Origin of the sequence: Streptomyces sp. NPDC045470 (assembly GCF_040646595.1) — a bacterium.
GTDB lineage: Bacteria > Actinomycetota > Actinomycetes > Streptomycetales > Streptomycetaceae > Streptomyces.
Map to the genome: position 1 here is coordinate 164,473 of NZ_JBEZAN010000012.1, position 17,229 is coordinate 181,701.

Annotated in this window: 15 protein-coding genes; 9 read left to right on the top strand and 6 right to left on the bottom strand. The window is 73.1% G+C overall.

Going from position 1 to position 17,229, the window contains the following annotated elements; translation table 11 throughout:
• Positions 1 to 77: 77 nt before the first annotated feature.
• The 3 genes from AB0A97_RS28435 (at position 78) to AB0A97_RS28445 (ending at position 3,296) form a co-directional block, all read left to right on the top strand.
• Complete coding sequence (locus AB0A97_RS28435) at positions 78 to 530, top strand: hypothetical protein (protein WP_361155154.1); 453 nt, start codon at positions 78 to 80, stop codon at positions 528 to 530.
• A 272-nt stretch (positions 531 to 802) separates the two neighbouring features.
• Positions 803 to 2,494, top strand: a complete 1,692-nt coding sequence (locus AB0A97_RS28440) for an adenosine deaminase (protein WP_361155155.1) — start codon at positions 803 to 805, stop codon at positions 2,492 to 2,494.
• Between the two features lie 112 nt (positions 2,495 to 2,606).
• Positions 2,607 to 3,296, top strand: a complete 690-nt coding sequence (locus AB0A97_RS28445) for a chorismate mutase (RefSeq protein ID WP_361155157.1) — start codon at positions 2,607 to 2,609, stop codon at positions 3,294 to 3,296.
• Positions 3,297 to 3,327: 31 nt separating this feature from the next.
• Here the strand turns inward: AB0A97_RS28445 and AB0A97_RS28450 are convergent, their stop codons facing one another.
• Together AB0A97_RS28450 and AB0A97_RS28455 are read right to left on the bottom strand one after the other, a co-directional pair.
• The gene (locus AB0A97_RS28450) at positions 3,328 to 4,584 is read right to left on the bottom strand and encodes a cytochrome P450 (RefSeq protein ID WP_361155159.1); all 1,257 of its coding nucleotides are present in this window, start codon (positions 4,582 to 4,584) and stop codon (positions 3,328 to 3,330) included.
• 445 nt (positions 4,585 to 5,029) lie between these two features.
• The gene (locus tag AB0A97_RS28455; protein ID WP_361155160.1) at positions 5,030 to 6,664 is read right to left on the bottom strand and encodes an acyl-CoA synthetase; all 1,635 of its coding nucleotides are present in this window, start codon (positions 6,662 to 6,664) and stop codon (positions 5,030 to 5,032) included.
• A 212-nt stretch (positions 6,665 to 6,876) separates the two neighbouring features.
• Between AB0A97_RS28455 and AB0A97_RS28460 the strand changes: the two genes are divergently transcribed.
• The 5 genes from AB0A97_RS28460 to AB0A97_RS28480 all read left to right on the top strand — a co-directional run bounded on the left by AB0A97_RS28460 (position 6,877) and on the right by AB0A97_RS28480 (position 11,335).
• A complete protein-coding gene (locus AB0A97_RS28460) occupies positions 6,877 to 7,677 on the top strand; it encodes a crotonase/enoyl-CoA hydratase family protein (RefSeq protein WP_361155161.1) in 801 nt (266 codons plus the stop codon).
• 56 nt (positions 7,678 to 7,733) lie between these two features.
• Positions 7,734 to 8,726 (top strand): OB-fold domain-containing protein, encoded by a 993-nt coding sequence (locus AB0A97_RS28465; protein WP_361155163.1) that lies wholly within the window; start codon positions 7,734 to 7,736, stop codon positions 8,724 to 8,726.
• Positions 8,726 to 9,802: a thiolase domain-containing protein gene (locus AB0A97_RS28470; protein WP_361155164.1), complete on the top strand. Its 1,077-nt coding sequence runs from the start codon at positions 8,726 to 8,728 to the stop codon at positions 9,800 to 9,802. The genes AB0A97_RS28465 and AB0A97_RS28470 overlap by 1 nt, the downstream gene beginning before the upstream one ends.
• Before the next feature lie 56 nt (positions 9,803 to 9,858).
• Positions 9,859 to 11,025, top strand: a complete 1,167-nt coding sequence (locus tag AB0A97_RS28475) for a thiolase domain-containing protein (protein WP_361155269.1) — start codon at positions 9,859 to 9,861, stop codon at positions 11,023 to 11,025.
• 70 nt (positions 11,026 to 11,095) lie between these two features.
• Positions 11,096 to 11,335, top strand: coding sequence for a DUF397 domain-containing protein (locus tag AB0A97_RS28480; RefSeq protein ID WP_361155165.1), 240 nt, complete (start codon positions 11,096 to 11,098; stop codon positions 11,333 to 11,335).
• 96 nt (positions 11,336 to 11,431) lie between these two features.
• Here AB0A97_RS28480 and AB0A97_RS28485 read toward each other — a convergent pair whose 3' ends face one another.
• The 4 genes from AB0A97_RS28485 to AB0A97_RS28500 form a co-directional block, all read right to left on the bottom strand.
• Positions 11,432 to 12,646 (bottom strand): RICIN domain-containing protein, encoded by a 1,215-nt coding sequence (locus tag AB0A97_RS28485; protein WP_361155167.1) that lies wholly within the window; start codon positions 12,644 to 12,646, stop codon positions 11,432 to 11,434.
• A 256-nt stretch (positions 12,647 to 12,902) separates the two neighbouring features.
• A complete protein-coding gene (locus AB0A97_RS28490; RefSeq protein WP_361155168.1) occupies positions 12,903 to 13,592 on the bottom strand; it encodes a hypothetical protein in 690 nt (229 codons plus the stop codon).
• A gap of 441 nt (positions 13,593 to 14,033) precedes the next feature.
• Complete coding sequence (locus AB0A97_RS28495) at positions 14,034 to 14,834, bottom strand: DUF2637 domain-containing protein (protein ID WP_361155169.1); 801 nt, start codon at positions 14,832 to 14,834, stop codon at positions 14,034 to 14,036.
• A gap of 64 nt (positions 14,835 to 14,898) precedes the next feature.
• Positions 14,899 to 15,129, bottom strand: a complete 231-nt coding sequence (locus AB0A97_RS28500; protein ID WP_031002141.1) for a hypothetical protein — start codon at positions 15,127 to 15,129, stop codon at positions 14,899 to 14,901.
• Between the two features lie 546 nt (positions 15,130 to 15,675).
• Between AB0A97_RS28500 and AB0A97_RS28505 the strand changes: the two genes are divergently transcribed.
• Entirely contained in the window at positions 15,676 to 17,220 is a 1,545-nt protein-coding gene (locus AB0A97_RS28505) for a cytochrome P450 (RefSeq protein ID WP_361155171.1), read from the top strand.
• Positions 17,221 to 17,229 lie beyond the last annotated feature (9 nt).

Below are 17,229 nucleotides of genomic sequence, written 5' to 3' on the forward strand. Positions count from 1 at the left end.
CGATTCCTTTCCGGGGGCCCGCCGGTCGTACGAGGACGAGCACGAGGACGAGCCGTGACGGAAAGGAAGGAACCGTGATGACGGAGCAGCGGGACGGAAGCGGCGAAGTGGCGGGGACGAACGAGGGGATCGGGGAACTGGAGCGACTGCTGGGCCGTTGGCGGGTCGAGGGCGGGGTGACCGGTACGGTCACCTACCGCCGCCTCGACGGAGGGTTCTTCCTGGTGCAGGAGGTGGAGCTGGAGCAGCACGGCCGGCGGATCACCGGCATCGAAGTGATCGGCAGGGAGAAGCCTTTCGGCGCCGTGACTCCGGGGGAGGACATCGCGTCACGTTTCTACGACAACGAAGGGCACACCTTCGACTACGTGTACGAGATGGAGGGGGACACCCTGACCATCTGGGGCGGCGAGAAGGGCTCGCCCGCGTACTTCCGGGGCACCTTCACCGCGGACGGCAATGCGCTTGCGGGTGCGTGGGTCTACCCGGGCGGCGGAGGGTACGAGTCCACGATGACCCGGATCGGCTGACCAACTGCCGGGGCCGGGGGGACTCAGCGGAGTTCCCCCGGCCTTCGGCTTCGGCCTCGGCTCCCGGTTTCGGCCTCCGGCCTCGGCTCCCGGCCTCGGTCCCGGCTCCGGCCCCTGGCTTTGGCCGCGGCCTCGGCCCCCGGCCTCGGCCGCGCCGTCGCGGGATGCGCGGGCGTCCGTTCCGCACCGAGTGGCGGGATCTTGTTCACCCAAGGGGACGCACACCCGCCTGCCGTCACCGTCCGGCCCGCCGAACTCGCCAGTATGAGCGCGTGATCTCTTTCCCTCGCCATCGCGGACGGCACCGCCGGTCCGCCCCGCTCGTACTGGGTGCGGGCGTCCTGGCAGTGCTGTCGTTGCTGCCGTCCTCCGCGCTCGCCGCACCGCCGGCCCCGGAGGTGACCGCCGCCCCGGACCCCGCCGCCCCGGGTCCGGCGGTCCCGGGCACGCCCGCCGCCGACGCGGCTCTCCCGGGCACGGCCTCCGCTCCCACCGGCGCCGAACGCCGGGTCTCCGCCTACCTCGACGGGATCAGGAAGCGGCCCGCGGCGCTGCGCGCCTTCTTCCGCGACCTGCCCAAGGGCGCCGACCTGCACAACCACCTGTCCGGCGCGGCCTCGACCGAGCTGCTGATCAAGCTGGCCGGGGACGACGGCCTGTGCATCGAGACCAGGACGATGACCGCCCGGCCCGCTCCGTGCGGGCCGGGTACGCGTCCGGCGGCGCAGGCCAGGCAGGACCGTTCCTTCCACCGGCAGATCCTGCGCGCCTGGTCGATGCAGGACTTCTCGTCGGCGTCCGGCGAGTCCGGGCACGACCACTTCTTCGCGGCCTTCGGGAAGTTCGGTGAGGTGAGCTGGCGCCACGGCGGCGAACTGCTGGCCGACGTCGCCAACACCGCCGCCCGGCAGCACCAGTTCCACCTGGAGACGATGCTGACGCCCGCCTCCGGGGGCAGCAAGAAGCTGGCCGAACAGGTCGGCTACCACGCGGACCTGCGGCGGATGCATCAACTGCTGACGGCAGGCGGCAAGTTGGACAAGCTCGTACGCGACGCGGGCCGGGAGATCGACAAGGACACCGCGGCGTTCCGCAAGGCGGCGCGCTGCGACACCGCCAGGCCGGGCCCCGGTTGCCGGCTGACCGTCCGCTACATCTCGCAGGTGTCGCGCGGCTCCACACCGGAACGGGTCTTCACCCAGATGGCGCTCGGTATGCGCCTCGCCGAACGCGACCACCGCTACGTCGCGGTGAACCTCGTGCAGCCGGAGGACGAGCGGAACGCGCTGCGCAACTACCGGCTCCACATGCGGATGCTGGACTACCTGCACGGTGTCTACCCGCGCGCCCACATCACCCTGCACGCCGGTGAACTCGTCCCCGGCCTGGTCAAGCCCGAGGACCTGCGCTTCCACATCAACGAGGCGGTCCGCACCGGGCACGCGGAGCGCATCGGTCACGGCGTCGACGTGGCGCACGAGGACGGTGCGCCCGCCCTGCTGCGCACCATGGCGCGGCGCGGCATCGCGGTGGAAGTGCCGTTCACGAGCAACCGGCAGATCCTCGGGGTCTCCGGTGCCGACCACCCGTTCCCGCTGTACCGGCGCTACGGCGTTCCGGTCGTGCTCGCCACCGACGACCCCGGGATCTCGCGCAGCGACATCAGCGCCGAGTACCGGTACGCGTCCGGCACGTACGGCCTGCGGTACCGCGAACTGAAGGACCTGGCGCGCGCGTCCTTGGAGCATGCCTTCCTCCCGGGCCGCAGTCTGTGGGGCGACCGGAACCACGGGAAGCGCGCGTACGAACTGGCGCGCCCGTGCCGCATGGAGCGTCCGGGCGGGCACCAGCCACGCGCGGCTTGCACCCGGTTCCTCGCCAAGAACCTGAAAGCGGCTCTCGAATGGCGGCAGGAGGTCGCTTTCGCCCGCTTCGAGCACCGCATCCTGCACGCGCGGCACTGAGCGCGGCGCAGCGACGAACAGCGGGAGCGGGGACGCTTCCTCGCTCCCGTGCCGCCGTCAGTAGGATCGCCAGGGCAAACCCGAGTCCGTGCCGGTGTCCGGGAGGCCGACGGTGGTACCGAACGCGCGAACGTCCCTGCGCCGCCTGCTGATCGCAGGCGCGGCCACGACCGCTCTCCTCACCGCCGTACCGGCTCCGGCGTCGGCGGGTACCGCGTCCACCTCGGCCGTCGTACGGCCCGCAACGGCGAACTCCGCGCCCGCCGCGCCCCCTCGGGAAGCGGACGCGCTGCGCCCCCTCGCCGCCCTGTCCGCCCGGCGCCTCGCCACCGCCGACCTGGTGGCCGCGGCCAAGTGGGGCACCGGCAGCCCTGTCGACGACCCGGTGCGTGAGCAGCAGGTGCTGGACGCGGTGGCGCGGCAGGCGGCGGAACTCGGGACCGATCCGCGGTGGACCGCGCGGATCTTCCGGGACCAGATCGAGGCCAACAAGACCGTGCAGCGCGGACTGCACCGCCGGTGGGCCGCGGATCCCGCGCGGGCGCCGGGCGAGCGGCCGGATCTCGGTGAGGTGCGCAAGGAGATCAACCGCGTCAACGACGCGCTGGTACGCGCGATCGCCGCGTCCGGCGCGGTACGCACCTCGCCGCGCTGCGTTCCCTCGCTGGTGGGCGCCGCCGCACACGTACGCCGCGAACAGCGCCCGGACGCCCTGCACACGGTGGCGCTGGCCCGCTCCGTACGGTCCGTGTGCGGCGGTGAGGCCCTGGTACCGGCGTCAGCACCGGCTCGGGCGTCCTGACGGCTCCGCCGCCAGGCGCCCCTGCGAAACGTCACGAACCGGGTGCCAGGAGCACCGGCATTTCCCCGAACCCGTTGAAGACCAGCGACGGACGACGGGCGGGCGGCCGTTCCGGTTCGTGCAGGCGCAGGTCCGGGAAGCGGGCGAAGAGTGCGGGCAGGGCGACGGCCGCTTCCAGCCGGGCGAGGGGCGCGCCGAGGCAGTGGTGGATGCCGTGCCCGAAGGCGAGGTGACGGGTGGTGGCCCGGGTGACGTCGAAACACCCGGCCGCGGGCCCGTGCTGCCGGGGGTCGCGGCCGAACGCGGTGTACGAGAGCATCACCGGATCGCCCGCGCGGACGGTCCGGCCGGCCACGTCCACGTCGCACAGCGCGTAGCGGAACGGGAAGTGGGCCACCGGCGGGTCCCAGCGCAGCGTCTCTTCGACCACGGCGCTCCAGGGCACCTGTCCGCTGCCCGCGAGGGCGAGCTGGCCGGGGTGGGTCAGCAGTGCGTGTACGGCGTTGACCAGCAGGTTCACGGTGGTTTCATGCCCGGCCACGATCATCAGCAGGAGCGTGTCGACGAGTTCGGTGCCGCTGAGCGGGTGGGGGCCGGGAGCGACCAGCGCACTCGTCAGGTCGTCCCCGGGACGGGCCCGCTTCTCGTCCAGGAGGCCGGCGAGCGCGGTGCGCAGCTCGCGGTGGACCGCCGGCGTCCCGGACGGGTCGGAGGGAGCGCCGAACAGGGCACCGCACAGTGACCGCAACCGGTCGCGGCGGTCGCCGGGTACGCCGAACAGCTCGCAGACGACCCGTATCGGCAGCGGGTGGGCGTAGCGGGCCCGCAGATCGACCGGCTCCCCGGGCGGGCCGGCGGCGAGGCCGTCCAGCAGTTCTCCCGCCAGCTCCTCGACGCGCGGCCTGAGCAGCTCCACGCGGCGCACGGTGAACGCGCGGGCCAGCGGCGCCCGGAGCCGGGTGTGGTCGCCCGCCGTCGCGGTGGTCATGTTGGCGACGGTCAGCAGCGGCGCCAGCGGCCAGGAGCGCGGGACCTCGCCGCTGCGCCAGGCGCGCCAGGCGCCGATGTCCTTGACGAAGCGGCTGTCGGCGAGCACCTCCCGTCCGGCCTGATGGTGGGTCACCAGCCAGGCGGACACTCCGCCGGGCAGCAGAACGGGCACCACCGGCCCCGCCGCGCACAGCGAGGCCGTGCCGGAGCGGGGATCGTGCTCAGCGGGGTCGAGCCGTACCGGAATGCCGTACGTGCCGGAGAGTTCGTCTCCGAGCTCCACGCCGTCGAAGTCCATGCTTCAGGTTAGAACCGTCACCGGGCCCCTTCCCACCCTCGGCGTGGGCCATGGCTTGCTGCATTCGCGGGTCATGGGCTGCTGCATTCGGGGGGAGCGGCGTGTGCCAAGCGGGTGAAGGGCGGGGGCCGGTTGTCGACCTGGCGCGGGGTGCGGGCAACCGTGCGGGTGTCCCCTTCTTCCCACTCAGGAGAACACCCTCATGTCGAAGATTCTCGCCGTCATACCCCGGCCCGGCGCGGCGCACACCGGTTCCCGGTCGTGTGGGCCGCGCCGCCATCACCGCCGTACCGTCTGAACCAGCCGGTCAGGGGCTCCGGCCGCCGTCGGGGCGGCGGCCGGAGCCCGGCTGGAACGGCGCGGGAGCCGTGTCCTGCGGAGTCCGCCGGAGCCCCGCGGAAGGCCGCACGCGGCGGACCTCGGACCGCCACGCGGACCGCACCCGCTACGGAGCGCCCGCCCCGGAAGCCACCGCCTTCGCCCACCGGTAGTCCGCCTTGCCACTGGGGGAGCGCTGGATGCGTTCGGTGAACACCACCGAACGCGGAATCTTGTAACCGGCCAGCCGTGTGCGGCAGTGGTCCTGCACCGCGGCCAGGGCCAGCGGCGCCGCACCGTCGCGGAGTTGCACGACCGCGGCCACCCGGCTGCCCCACCGCTCGTCCGGTACCCCCGCCACCAGCGCGTCGTAGATGTCCGGATGCGCCTTCAGTGCCTGTTCGACCTCCTCCGGGTACACCTTCTCGCCGCCGGAGTTGATGCACTGTGAGCCCCGGCCGAGGACCGTGACGATGCCCGCCTCGTCGACGGTCGCCATGTCACCGAGGAGCACCCACCGCTCGCCGTCCGCCTCGAAGAACGTCTCGGCGGTCTTGCGCGGGTCGTTGTAGTAGCCCAGCGGCACATGTCCGCGCAGCGCGAGCCGCCCCACCTCGCCCGCCGCCACCCGGGCGTGCGCGGGGGAGGCGGGATCGACCACCGCAGTATGCGCGTTGACGCGCAACCGGAAGCCCCGGCCGGGGCCCGAGTCCTCGGTGGCGGTGCCGTTGAAGCCGGACTCGGAGGAGCCGAAGTTGTTGAGCAGCAGGGCGCCCGGCACCAGCGCGGCGAACTGCTCCCGTACGGTCTCCGAGAGGATCGCCCCGGAGCTGCTGACGCTGAACAGCGAGGAGCAGTCCGTGCCCTTCAGCGGACCGGCCAGCGCGTCCGCGAGCGGGCGCAGCATCGCGTCACCGACCAGCGACATACTGGTCACCTTCTCCCGTTCGACGGTGCGCAGCACCTCCTCCGGGACGAACTTGCGGTGCAGGGCCACCTTCTGGCCGAAGTGGAAGGCGATGAAGGCGGTGAGGGTGGAGGTGCCGTGCATCAGCGGGGGAGTGGGGAAGAAGACCAGGCCCTCGCCGCCCGCGGCGACGCGTTCGGCCAGTTCCTCGGGGCGCCGTACCGGTTCGCCGGTGGGCGCGCCGCCGCCCATGCCGGAGAAGAAGATGTCCTCGTGCCGCCACAGCACGCCCTTGGGCATGCCGGTGGTGCCGCCGGTGTAGATGACGAGCCGGTCGCCGCCGGAGCGCGGAGCGAAGTCGCGCCCGGACGAGCCGGACGCCTCGGCGTCGGTGAACGGCACCGGCGCGACGGCGGGCTCCGGGGCGCCGGCGGGCGGCGCGCCCACCCGTACGAGGTGGCGCAGCCGGTCAGCGCGCGGCAGGGCGGCCGCCACCCGGCCGGTGAACTCCGCGTCGAAGACCAGGGCGACGAGGTCGGCATCCTGGTAGAGGTAGGCCAGCTCGTCCTCGACGTAGCGGTAGTTGACGTTGACCGGTACGGCGCGGATCTTCAGGCAGGCGTAGAGGGTCTGGAGGTACTCGACGCCGTTGTAGAGGTGCAGGCCGACGTGCGAGCCGGGGGTGACGCCGTGGTCGCGCAGGTGGTGGGCGAGCCGGTTGGCGGCGCGGTCCAGCTCCCCGTACGTGAGGCGGCGCTCCGCGCCGGTGCCCGGGTGGTCGAGGAACACCAGCGCCTCACGCCCGGGAACCGTGTCCACGACCGACTCGAACAGATCGGCCAGGTTGTATTCCACGTCTCCTCCAGAACAGGCGGCGGCGTCGGCTCGCGGTCATTAGAGCGCCGCACGCCGTACGGGGGAAGGGGCACGGCGCCGGAAACTGACTGTCTGTCAGAAAACTCTTGAAGTCGGCCCCCGGCTCCTGCAACCTGTTCTACGTTCCGGGGTGGACGGGCGGCTCTCGGTGGCGGCGGGCACGGACCGCGGCCGCACGGACAGGAGGACGCATGGGCGGGACCGAACATCTGACGGTGACACGCGAGGGCGCGACCCTGGTGCTCACCCTCGACCGGCCGGAGGCGAAGAACGCGCTGTCGCTGCCGATGCTGGTGGGCCTGTACGACGGCTGGACCGCCGCGGACGCGGACGACTCCGTGCGCTCGGTCGTGCTCACCGGCGCGGGCGGCGCCTTCTGCGCCGGTATGGACCTCAAGGCGCTGGCCGGCCGGGGCATGGACGGCGAGCCGTACCGCGAGCGCCTGAAAGCCGACCCCGACCTGCACTGGAAGGCGATGCTGCGCCATCACCGCCCGCGCAAACCGGTCATCGCCGCCGTCGAAGGGCCCTGCGTCGCCGGCGGCACGGAGATCCTCCAGGGCACCGACATCCGGGTGGCCGGGCGGAGCGCCACGTTCGGGCTCTTCGAGGTACGGCGCGGCCTGTTCCCCATCGGCGGTTCCACCGTCCGCCTCGCCCGTCAGATCCCGCGCACCCACGCCCTGGAAATGCTGCTCACCGGGCGCCCCTACACCGCGGAGGAGGCCGCGCGCATCGGGCTGATCGGCCATGTCGTGCCGGACGGCGACGCGCTCGGCAAGAGCCTGGAGATCGCCGCGCGGATCAACGACTGCGGCCCGCTCGCCGTCGAGGCGGTCAAGGCGTCCGTCTACGAGACCGCCGCGATGACCGAGGAGGACGGGCTGAAGGCCGAACTCGCCCGCGGCTGGCCGGTATTCGACACGGACGACGCGAAGGAAGGCGCCCGGGCCTTCGCCGAGAAGCGCCCGCCCGTCTTCCGGCGCGCCTGATCCGGCGCGCCGGCCCCCGGCCGTGCCCGCCCCCCGTACGGAAGCGAGGAGCCCGTATGCCCCCGACCTCCCGCACCGCCGCCCCCGACGCACCCGACCCCGACGCCCCTGACGTGCTGTCGGCCCCGCTCGTCGTCGCGTTCCCCTTCACCCGGTCCCTCGGGCCCGTGCAGAGCGCCTTCCTCACCGGGCTGCGCGAACGGGCCGTGCTGGGCGTCCGGACCGGGGACGGGCGGGTGCTGGTGCCACCCGTCGAGTACGACCCGGCCACCGCCGAGGAGATACGCGACCTCGTCGAGGTCGGCAGCACGGGGACCGTCACCACCTGGGCCTGGAACCCGGCCCCGCGCCGCCACCAGCCGCTGGACACCCCGTTCGCCTGGGTACTCGTCCGTCTCGACGGCGCCGACACGGCCCTGCTGCACGCCTTGGACGCCCCCGGCCCCGACGCCGTGCGCACCGGGATGCGGGTCCGCGTGCGGTGGGCGGCGGAGCGTACCGGGGCGATCACCGACATCGCGTGTTTCGAGCCGTACGAGGGCGACGGGAGCGCGGAAACCGCCCCGCACGCCGGCGAGTTCCCCGACCCCGTCACCGGCATCACCGCCCCCGCCCGCCTCGACTACACCTACTCACCCGGCCGCGCCCAGTCCCGCTACCTCGCCGCCCTCGCCGGACACCGGACCGTCGGAGAGCGCTGCCCCTCCTGCCGCAAGGTGTACGTACCGCCCCGCGGCGCCTGCCCCACCTGCGGCGTGGCCACCCGTGACCAGGTCGAAGTCGGTCCCAAGGGCACCGTCACCACCTTCTGCATCGTGAACATCAAGGCGAAGAACCTCGACATCGACGTGCCGTACGTCTACGCGCACATCGCCCTGGACGGCGCCGACCTGGCCCTGCACGCCCGTATCGGCGGCATCCCGTACGACGAGGTGCGCATGGGCCTGCGGGTGGAGCCGGTGTGGCGCGGCGACGGCCGCTACCCGGACCACTACCGGCCCACCGGCGAACCCGACGCCGACTACGACAGCTACAAGGAGCTGGTCTGATGCCCGCGACCCCCGGCCCGCCCGCGGAGCGACGCGAGGTCGCGGTCGTCGCCTTCGCGCAGAGCGACCACGCCCGCGACACCGCCGAGGTCTCCGAGGCCGAACTGCTGCTGCCGGTGCTCCAGGACGCCCTGGGCCAGGCCGGCCTGCGGGCCGGGGAGATCGACTTCACCTGCTCGGGGTCGTCGGACTACCTGGCCGGACGGGCCTTCTCCTTCACCATGGCACTGGACAGCGTCGGCGCCTGGCCGCCCATCGCCGAGTCGCACGTCGAGACGGACGGCGCCTGGGCGCTGTACGAGGCGTGGGTCAAGCTGCTGACCGGGGCCGCCGAAACCGCGCTCGTGTACGCGTACGGCAAGTCCTCGTCCGGCGCGGTCCGCGACGTGCTCACCCGCCAGCTCGACCCGTACTACCTCGCACCCCTGTGGCCCGACTCCGTCTCCCTCGCCGCCCTCCAGGCCCAGGCCCTCATCGACGCGGGTGACACGGACGAGGCGGCACTCGCCGGCATCGCGGCACGCGTCCGCGCCGATGCGGCCGCCCGTCCGCACGCCCGGCACAGCGGGCCGGTGCCGCCCGGCGACTACGTCGTCCAGCCCCTGCGCACCACCGACTGCCCGCCCGTCACCGACGGCGCCGCCGCCGTCGTCCTCGCGGCCGGGGACACCGCGCGGCGGCTGTGCGACCGGCCCGCCTGGATCCGCGGCATGGACCACCGCATCGAGGCCCACGCACTCGGCGTACGGGATCTCACCGACTCGCCGTCCACCCGGCTGGCCGCGGAGCGCGCCGGAGCCTTCGAACAGCCGGTGGACACCGCCGAACTGCACGCCCCCTTCACCGCGCAGGAGGTCGTGCTCCGCAAGGCACTGCGGCTGGACGACCGGGTACGGATCAACCCGTCCGGCGGCGCGCTCGCCGCCGACCCCATGATGGCCACCGGACTGATCCGGATCGGTGAGGCCGCGCAGGCCGTCCGGCGCGGCGCGTCCCGGCGGGCGCTGGCCCACGCCACGTCGGGGCCCTGCCTCCAGCAGAACCTGGTCGCCGTACTGGAAGGGGACCCGCGATGAGCAAGTCCGGAGCACCCGAGGGCGGAACACCCCGACCCGGAGCGTCCAGGGCCGCCGTGTCCAAGGAGCCCGTCGCCGTCGTCGGCATCGGCCAGACCCGGCACGTCGCCGCGCGCCGCGACGTCTCCCTGGCCGGCCTCGTCCGCGAGGCGGCCCGACGCGCCCTCGACGACGCCGAACTGACCTGGCCCGCCATCGACGCCGTGGTCATCGGCAAGGCCCCCGACTTCTTCGAGGGCGTCATGATGCCGGAGCTGTACCTCGCCGATGCCCTCGGCGCGGTCGGCAAGCCGATGCTGCGGGTGCACACCGCCGGCTCGGTCGGCGGCTCCACCGCCCTGGTCGCGGCCGACCTCGTCGCCGCCCGGGTGCACCGCACCGTCCTGACCCTGGCCTTCGAGAAGCAGTCCGAGTCCAACGCCATGTGGGGGCTGTCGCTCCCGGTCCCCTTCCAGCAGCCGCTGCTGGCCGGCGCGGGCGGCTTCTTCGCGCCGCACGTCCGCGCCTACATGCGGCGTACGGGCGCCCCCGCCACGGTCGGCTCCCTGGTCGCGTACAAGGACCGCCGCAACGCGCTGAAGAACCCGTACGCCCACCTCCACGAGCACGACATCACGCTGGAGAAGGTCCAGGCGTCCCCGATGCTCTGGGACCCGGTCCGCTACTCCGAGACCTGCCCGTCCTCCGACGGCGCCTGCGCGATGGTCCTGACCGACCGCGCGGGCGCACGGCGGGCGCCCCGCCCCGCCGCCTGGATGCACGGCGGGGCCATGCGCAGCGAACCGACCCTCTTCGCGGGCAAGGACTTCGTCTCCCCGCAGGCGGGCAAGGACTGCGCCACGGCCGTGTACCGGCAGGCCGGGATCACGGACCCGCGCCGGGAGATCGACGCGGTGGAGATGTACGTACCCTTCAGCTGGTACGAGCCGATGTGGCTGGAGAACCTGGGCTTCGCCGCGCCGGGCGAGGGCTGGAAGCTCACCGAGTCCGGGGTGACGGAACTCGACGGCGACCTGCCCGTCAACCCCTCCGGAGGGGTGCTCTCCGCCAACCCCATCGGCGCCTCCGGCATGATCCGCTTCGCCGAGGCGGCCCTCCAGGTCCGCGGGCAGGCGGGGGAACACCAGGTCCCCGGCGCGCGCCGGGCCCTGGGCCACGCCTACGGAGGCGGCTCGCAGTTCTTCTCGATGTGGCTGGTGGGCGCCGAGCCGCCCGCCACCTGAAGCGCGCCCTGTCCCGCACCGGGCGCGATGACTAGGCTGACCGCGACGCCGAACCGGGAGGAGCAGCGACGTGGCCGAGGGCATCATGGAACAGCGGCTCGTGGACGGGACCAGGCCGGAACTCGACCTGTCCGGCGCCGCCTGGCAGTCCAGCAGCCAGGGGATGGGCGATGTGCAGGTCGCCTTCGTCGAAGGCTGGATCGCGATGCGCAACCGGCGCACTCCGGACGTACCCGCGCTGGTCTTCACCCCCGCCGAGTGGCGCGGCTTCGTCCTGGGCGCCCGGGACGGCGAGTTCGACCTCACCTGACGCGCCACCCCCGCGCCGCGGCCCCTGCCCGGGGCAGGCGGCCGGACGACCGGACGGAGACGGCCGCCGGTCATCCGGCCGCGCGCGGCCGGGCGGTTACGCCCACAGCCCCAGCAGGAACGGATAGGCGTGCAGGACCGGCGCGGGCCCCTGGATGAGATCGCGCAGGGTGAAGACGATGTACTCGGTGCCCTTGGTGGCGAAGAAGTGCACCTCCTCGCCCACGGTGGCGGAGGCCACCGCGTCCGGCGCCGTCCAGCCCTTGGGCAGCTGGCCCAGCGGCACCGGCTGCACCTCACGCAGGTCCGGCGCGCGGAACCGGCCGTCGATCAGCACGGTCTGCTGCTCGCAGAACAGCAGGTACTGCGAGTCGTCGGGCCGGGCGGGCGTCGCCTCCAGGACCCGGCCGTACGGCTCCAGCTCCCGGGACGGGAAGTACTCCTCGGTCCGGTCGATGCCGTCGTTGTCCTTGTCGGAGAAGGCGACCGTCAGGTCCCCCTTGACCCCGAGGTAGGTCCGGCCGCTGCGCCGCGGGGCCCGGGTGACGAAGTCGAAGCCGCCGTGGAACTCCTTGGGCAGGTGCGGGAACCGCGCACTGATCTTCCGCGGCCCCTCCTCGACGCGGTTGCGCGAGGAGAACCGGATGACCTCGTCACCGCGGAAGCCCTCGAACCGTACGAACGGCGTGGTGTCGCCCGGCACATACTTGGCGACGGTGCCGAAGACACCCCCGGCGGCCTCCAGCGAGGCCTTGAAGACATGGGTGACGGTGGAGATGATGCCGCCGCCCGGCTCCACCAGCAGGCCGGTCAGCGCGTCGAAGACCGGGTCGCCGCCGCGCGCCTCGACCGGCTCGAAGGTCCACTGCTCGGCGGTGCGGTAGACGCCGGTGTTCTCCGTCGACTGGTCGACGACCGCGCCCACCGCGGCCGCGTTGTCGCGCACGTTCATCCACAGCCCGCTGTGCAGGTTGGCGACCCGGTACGGGTCCTCCTCGACGAGCTGCCACGACTGGCTGCGATACGCCGGAGTGTTCTCCTCCAGATGCTCCTGGACCAGGGGCGTGCCCTTGTCCTTGCCGCACCTGCGGACCTGGAGGTAGCCGCCGCTGTGCTGGTTCTGCAGCCGGAAGGTGCGCTCGCCGCCCGGCGCGGACTCCAGCCGCCATGCCTGGGCGGCCCGCTGCGGCCAGTCGTACAGCCGCTCCTGGACGATGTCCGCGGGGGACTGTTTGGTGTGGCCCTTGACGGTCAGGTACAGGCCGCTGCTCACGTTTCGGATCAGGTACGTGCCCTTGGCGCTGACGCTCACGGGAACCTCCTGGGAGCGGACGGAAAGAGTTCCGGTTCCGGCGTCCCACCCTAGGAGCCCGCTTCCCGGGACGCGACGGTACGGCCACCAGACCCGGCCAAGGTCAGGTGCCGGCCCCCGCCCGGGTACGCACCGCCCACAAGGCCCGATTCCCGGCGGCCGCGCTCCGCCGCTCCGTCGGGCACCCCAGCAACGACCGGAACAGCACGCAGGAAAGCGGACCGCGGCCCGCCCGCCCCGGCAGCGGGGGCGCGGATCAGGGCTGGTTGGGAATGGAACGGGCCCGCTCCAGCGAGTTCGCGGCGACGGGGGCCGGGCCGGGCTCGGCGCGCGGAGCCGGGTCGGCCGCGCGGGACGCGTACGCGGTGGGCGGCTCCGGCGGCTGGGCCTGCTGGGTGTCCGCGAGGACCGTGGTGGCCAGGTGCCGCAGCACGTCCGCGTGCGCGTGCAGCATCTGGTGCGTACGGGTGTCCTCGGGATCGGCCAGCAGGATGCGGGCGGCGGTGTTCACGGCCCGCAGCCGCGGCTTCTGGGCCGTACGGTGCGCCCGGGGCAGCGACCGCCAGGCGGTGTTGGCGACGGTGATCAGCCGCCACAGGTCGTTGGTGGCCGGGTCGGTGTCGTAGAACCGCAGGCCGTACCGGCCGACGAGCCAGTACGAGAGGGACAGCGCCACGACCACCACGAGGTCGAACGTCACCCAGGCGCGCGCCATGTGGTCGCGGTCCATGGCCATGTCGACCAGCAGCGCCACCCCCGCGCCGCCCGCGCCGAACAGGACCGAGGCGAGCACGCCGAAGAAGGCGACGGCCGGAACGATGCCGATGCCGTTCTCACTGTCCACCCGGAGCAGTCCCTGCCAGTGCGGGGCCAGATAGCGGGCGTAGCGGACCGGCTTCGGGGCGGGTTCCGTGACAGCGATTCTCTTCGCCCAACTCACTGCCATCGCTGCACACTCCTTCGTCGGGCACTGACGCACGGCTTCACGCCTCGACCAACGAATAACGGAATTCCCGGATACGCTCGGCCGGGTCAAACAACGTTTCTGCGGTGGAGTTTCCTCCGGACAGCCGGGCGCACTGGGGGCGTGGGCACGGAGTTGTCCCGGAGCGCCCGGACGCGGTCGCGCGAAACGCCGCCGGGACCCGGAAAGACGCCGGAACGCACCCGGTCGGCAGGCTGATCGGAGGATCAACGGATTACTCCGGGCCGGTATGTGCACGACACCGTGCGCAGACCGGCCCGGAGCTGTTCCGGCCGCCGCCAGGAAACGCGGCCGCACGGAAAAAGAACCATGACCGGAAAACAAAAGCCGAAAAACGATGACCGTCCGCGCCCCGGCGACCCTCCGTGCGGAGGGCGCCGGAACGCGGACGGCTGCCGGGGCTCAGCGACCGGAACGGTGCCGGTGGGCGCCGCGGTTGGAGTACGCGTGCCGGGTGGACGCCGCCGGGGCATCGGGATCGAGCTGACGGATCAGCTGGTGGAAACAGAGCAGCACGGTCACCGGCGGCAGTCCCGCCACGGTGATCCCCGCCGGGGTGGTGGGGGCCTTGGCGATGCACAGCACCGTGGCGACGGCCGCGAAGAAGATCACGACGCACCAGGAGTGCGCGGTGCGGCGCCGGTGGGTGCGGGCCCGCAGGATGGACAGGATGGCGGCCACCCACGGCCCGTAGACCAGCAGCGGCCACAACTGGGCGATCCGCGGTGTCGTGGCCTCGCCCGCCAGGGCCCGCAGCGGCGGGTAGGACGCCACCGCGGCGAGCAGGGCGACCGCCATCACGATCACGGACGTCAGGGTGACGGTGACCAGGCTCAGGATGCGCCGCCACGACCGGGTGCCGCCCTCCCGGCCGCCGCGGGCGGCGCGCAGGAAGGACGGCTTGCGGTGGCTGTGCCGCTCGGACACCGGCAGGCCGGCGGTGACCGGCGGCTGTTCGGCGGTGTCCAGCAGCTGCGCCAGTTCGGCGTCGAGGTCGTCGGGGACGACCATCGGCTCCGCGTCGTAGACGTGCGCGTCGTAGGCGTCGGCCAGGCTCTCGTGGGCCGGCTGGTCACGGAAGAGAGGGCCGTCGGCGAGGCCGAAGGCGGCCGTCAGGTCGGGCTCGGAGGTGACTTGGGCGGGGATCCGGTACCCGTCGGCGGTGGACGGCGTCAGCAGGTGGAGGGTGGGGGGATCGTACACGGCAACTTCCCTGCGGGCTGGGCGGCGGCGTCGAGGCCCGGGCTGTCAGGCGGCTAGGCCGCCCTCAGCACCGCCGGGGCCCGGCGCCGTACTCGGCTTCGGCGGGTTGCGACCACATCGCCTTGATCCGGTCGAGTTCCGCGCCGAGGCGGTCCAGCAGATCGGCGGAGAGTTCCGGCCGGAAGTATTCCCTTTCGCATTCCGCCTCGGCCGGCGGCCGGTCGGTTGCGGGGGAGTCGGAGATGCCAACGGGCTTGAAGAAGCGCCGGCCGAGACGTCGGGCCGGCTGATCCACAGGAGTGTCAGGCATACATGCGGAACGAAAAGGGCCGACACAAAGGGACGGGTATCCGGTCCGGAGCGGCCCAAGTGAACTCAAGCAGACGTGGAGGGTACGAAGAGGAGGTGATCGGAAAGGTGGATGATTCGCTTCCGGCCGCCGCGCCGACGCGGCCCGCCGGACGGGTCACCGGCCGCCGGCGCGGGCTCCTATACCACCGATCCCCGTCGCGCGTCACCACAGCCTTGAACGGCGTGTTTGGGCGGACGGCCCCGGCGCGCCGCCGCGCCCGCACGAACGGTTGTGCGCCCGAGAGCGCCCACCTCGGAAGTAAAAGGTTTCTGCCGACGTCGGAGCGGCTCCGGCGCGCGCCGTACCGTTTCAGCGTATGCCGCTCCGGTGAGCTGACCCCCACTCCGACGCGCCCCCCGGAGAAAGTATGTCCAGGGGACCGGCCGGGCGCCCCGGGTAGGTAATGGTGCGTCACATCTACCCGTCTTCCGCTCCCGGGCCCGCTCGACGGCCGCCCGGGACACCGGCCGAACAACGAGGTGGTCCCCGATGGGAATACGTGGACAGGCAGACGTCCGCGCACCGCACGGCCCCGCGGCCGCCGCACCCGGCACCTGGGTGGTCTCGACCGCGCCCGGCGGCGTCCCGCTGCTCGGGCACGCGCTCCGGCTGTGGCGGCGCCCGCTCGAATTCCTCGCCTCGATGCCCGCCCACGGCGACCTGGTCGCGATCCGCCTCGGCCCGCAGCGCGTGTGGCTGGCCTGCGACCCGGCCCTGGTGCAGCAGATCCTCATGGACCCGCGCACGTACGACAAGGGCGGGCCGCTGTACGACACGATGCGCATGGTGCTCGGCAACGGCCTGGTCACCTGCCCGCAGAACGTGCACCGCCGGCAGCGCCGGCTGGCCCAGCCCTGCTTCCGCCCCTCCCGGATCGCCGACTACGCCGCGGTGATGAGCGCCGAGATCAGCGCCGCCGTCGAGGAGTGGCGGCCGGGCCGGGAACTGGACGTCACCGACGCGATGATGGACCTCTCCGCCCGGGTGACCACCGGCGTGCTGATGTCCACCTCCCTCGCCCCGGGCCTCGCCGCCGAGGTACGCGCGTGTCTGGCGACCGCCATGCGCGGCGTACTGCTGCGCGCGGTCGTCCCGCTCGGGCCCCTCTACAAGCTCCCGACCCCCGGCAACCGCCGCTTCGACCGGGCCCTGTCCCGGCTGCACCACATCATCGACCAGATCATCGCCCAACGCCGCGCCGGCCCCGCCGAGCACGACGACCTGCTGGCCACCCTCCTCGAAGCCACGGACGACGGCGGCACCGCCGCCGGCAACGGCCCGGCACCGTACGGCGCTTCCGCACCGGACGCCTGCCCGGCCGGCCGCCCCACCCCTTCACCCACCACCCGGGAGGTACCCCACGACCAGGAACCGCTCACCGACCAAGAGGCCCACGACCAGCTGATGACCTTCCTGGTGGCCGGGATCGAGACCACCGCGCTGGCCCTCGCCTGGACCTTCCACCTCCTGGCGGCCCACCCCGAGGAGGAACGCCGGCTGCACGCCGAAGTCGACACCGTGCTCGCCGGCCGCCCGCCCGTCCCCGCGGACCTGCCCCGGCTCGCCCACGCCCGGCGCGTGGTCACCGAAGCCCTGCGCATGTATCCGCCCGGCTGGGCGCTGACCCGCGTCACCACCACCGAGACCACGCTGGCCGGTCACCGGCTGGCACCGGGAAGCACCGTTCTGTACAGCGCGTACGTGCTGCACCAGGACCCGGTGGCCTTCCCCGACCCCCAGCGGTTCGACCCCGACCGATGGTTGCCGGAACGCGCGGGGAGCGTTCCGAGCGGTGCGATGCTCCCGTTCGCCGCCGGCAACCGCAAGTGCATCGGCGACCACTTCGCGATGACCGAAGCCGTGCTCGCCCTTGCCGCCATCGCCGCGCGCTGGCGCCTGCGCCCGCCGGCCGCCAGGACCGTACGACCGGTCCCGGCCGCCGTGCTGAGCCCGGGCCCGCTGCCCATGGTCTGCGAGCTCCGCGGCAGGCCGGACGGCGGAGCAGCGCAGGCAGTGCCGTCTCAAGCACCGTGAACATGGAGA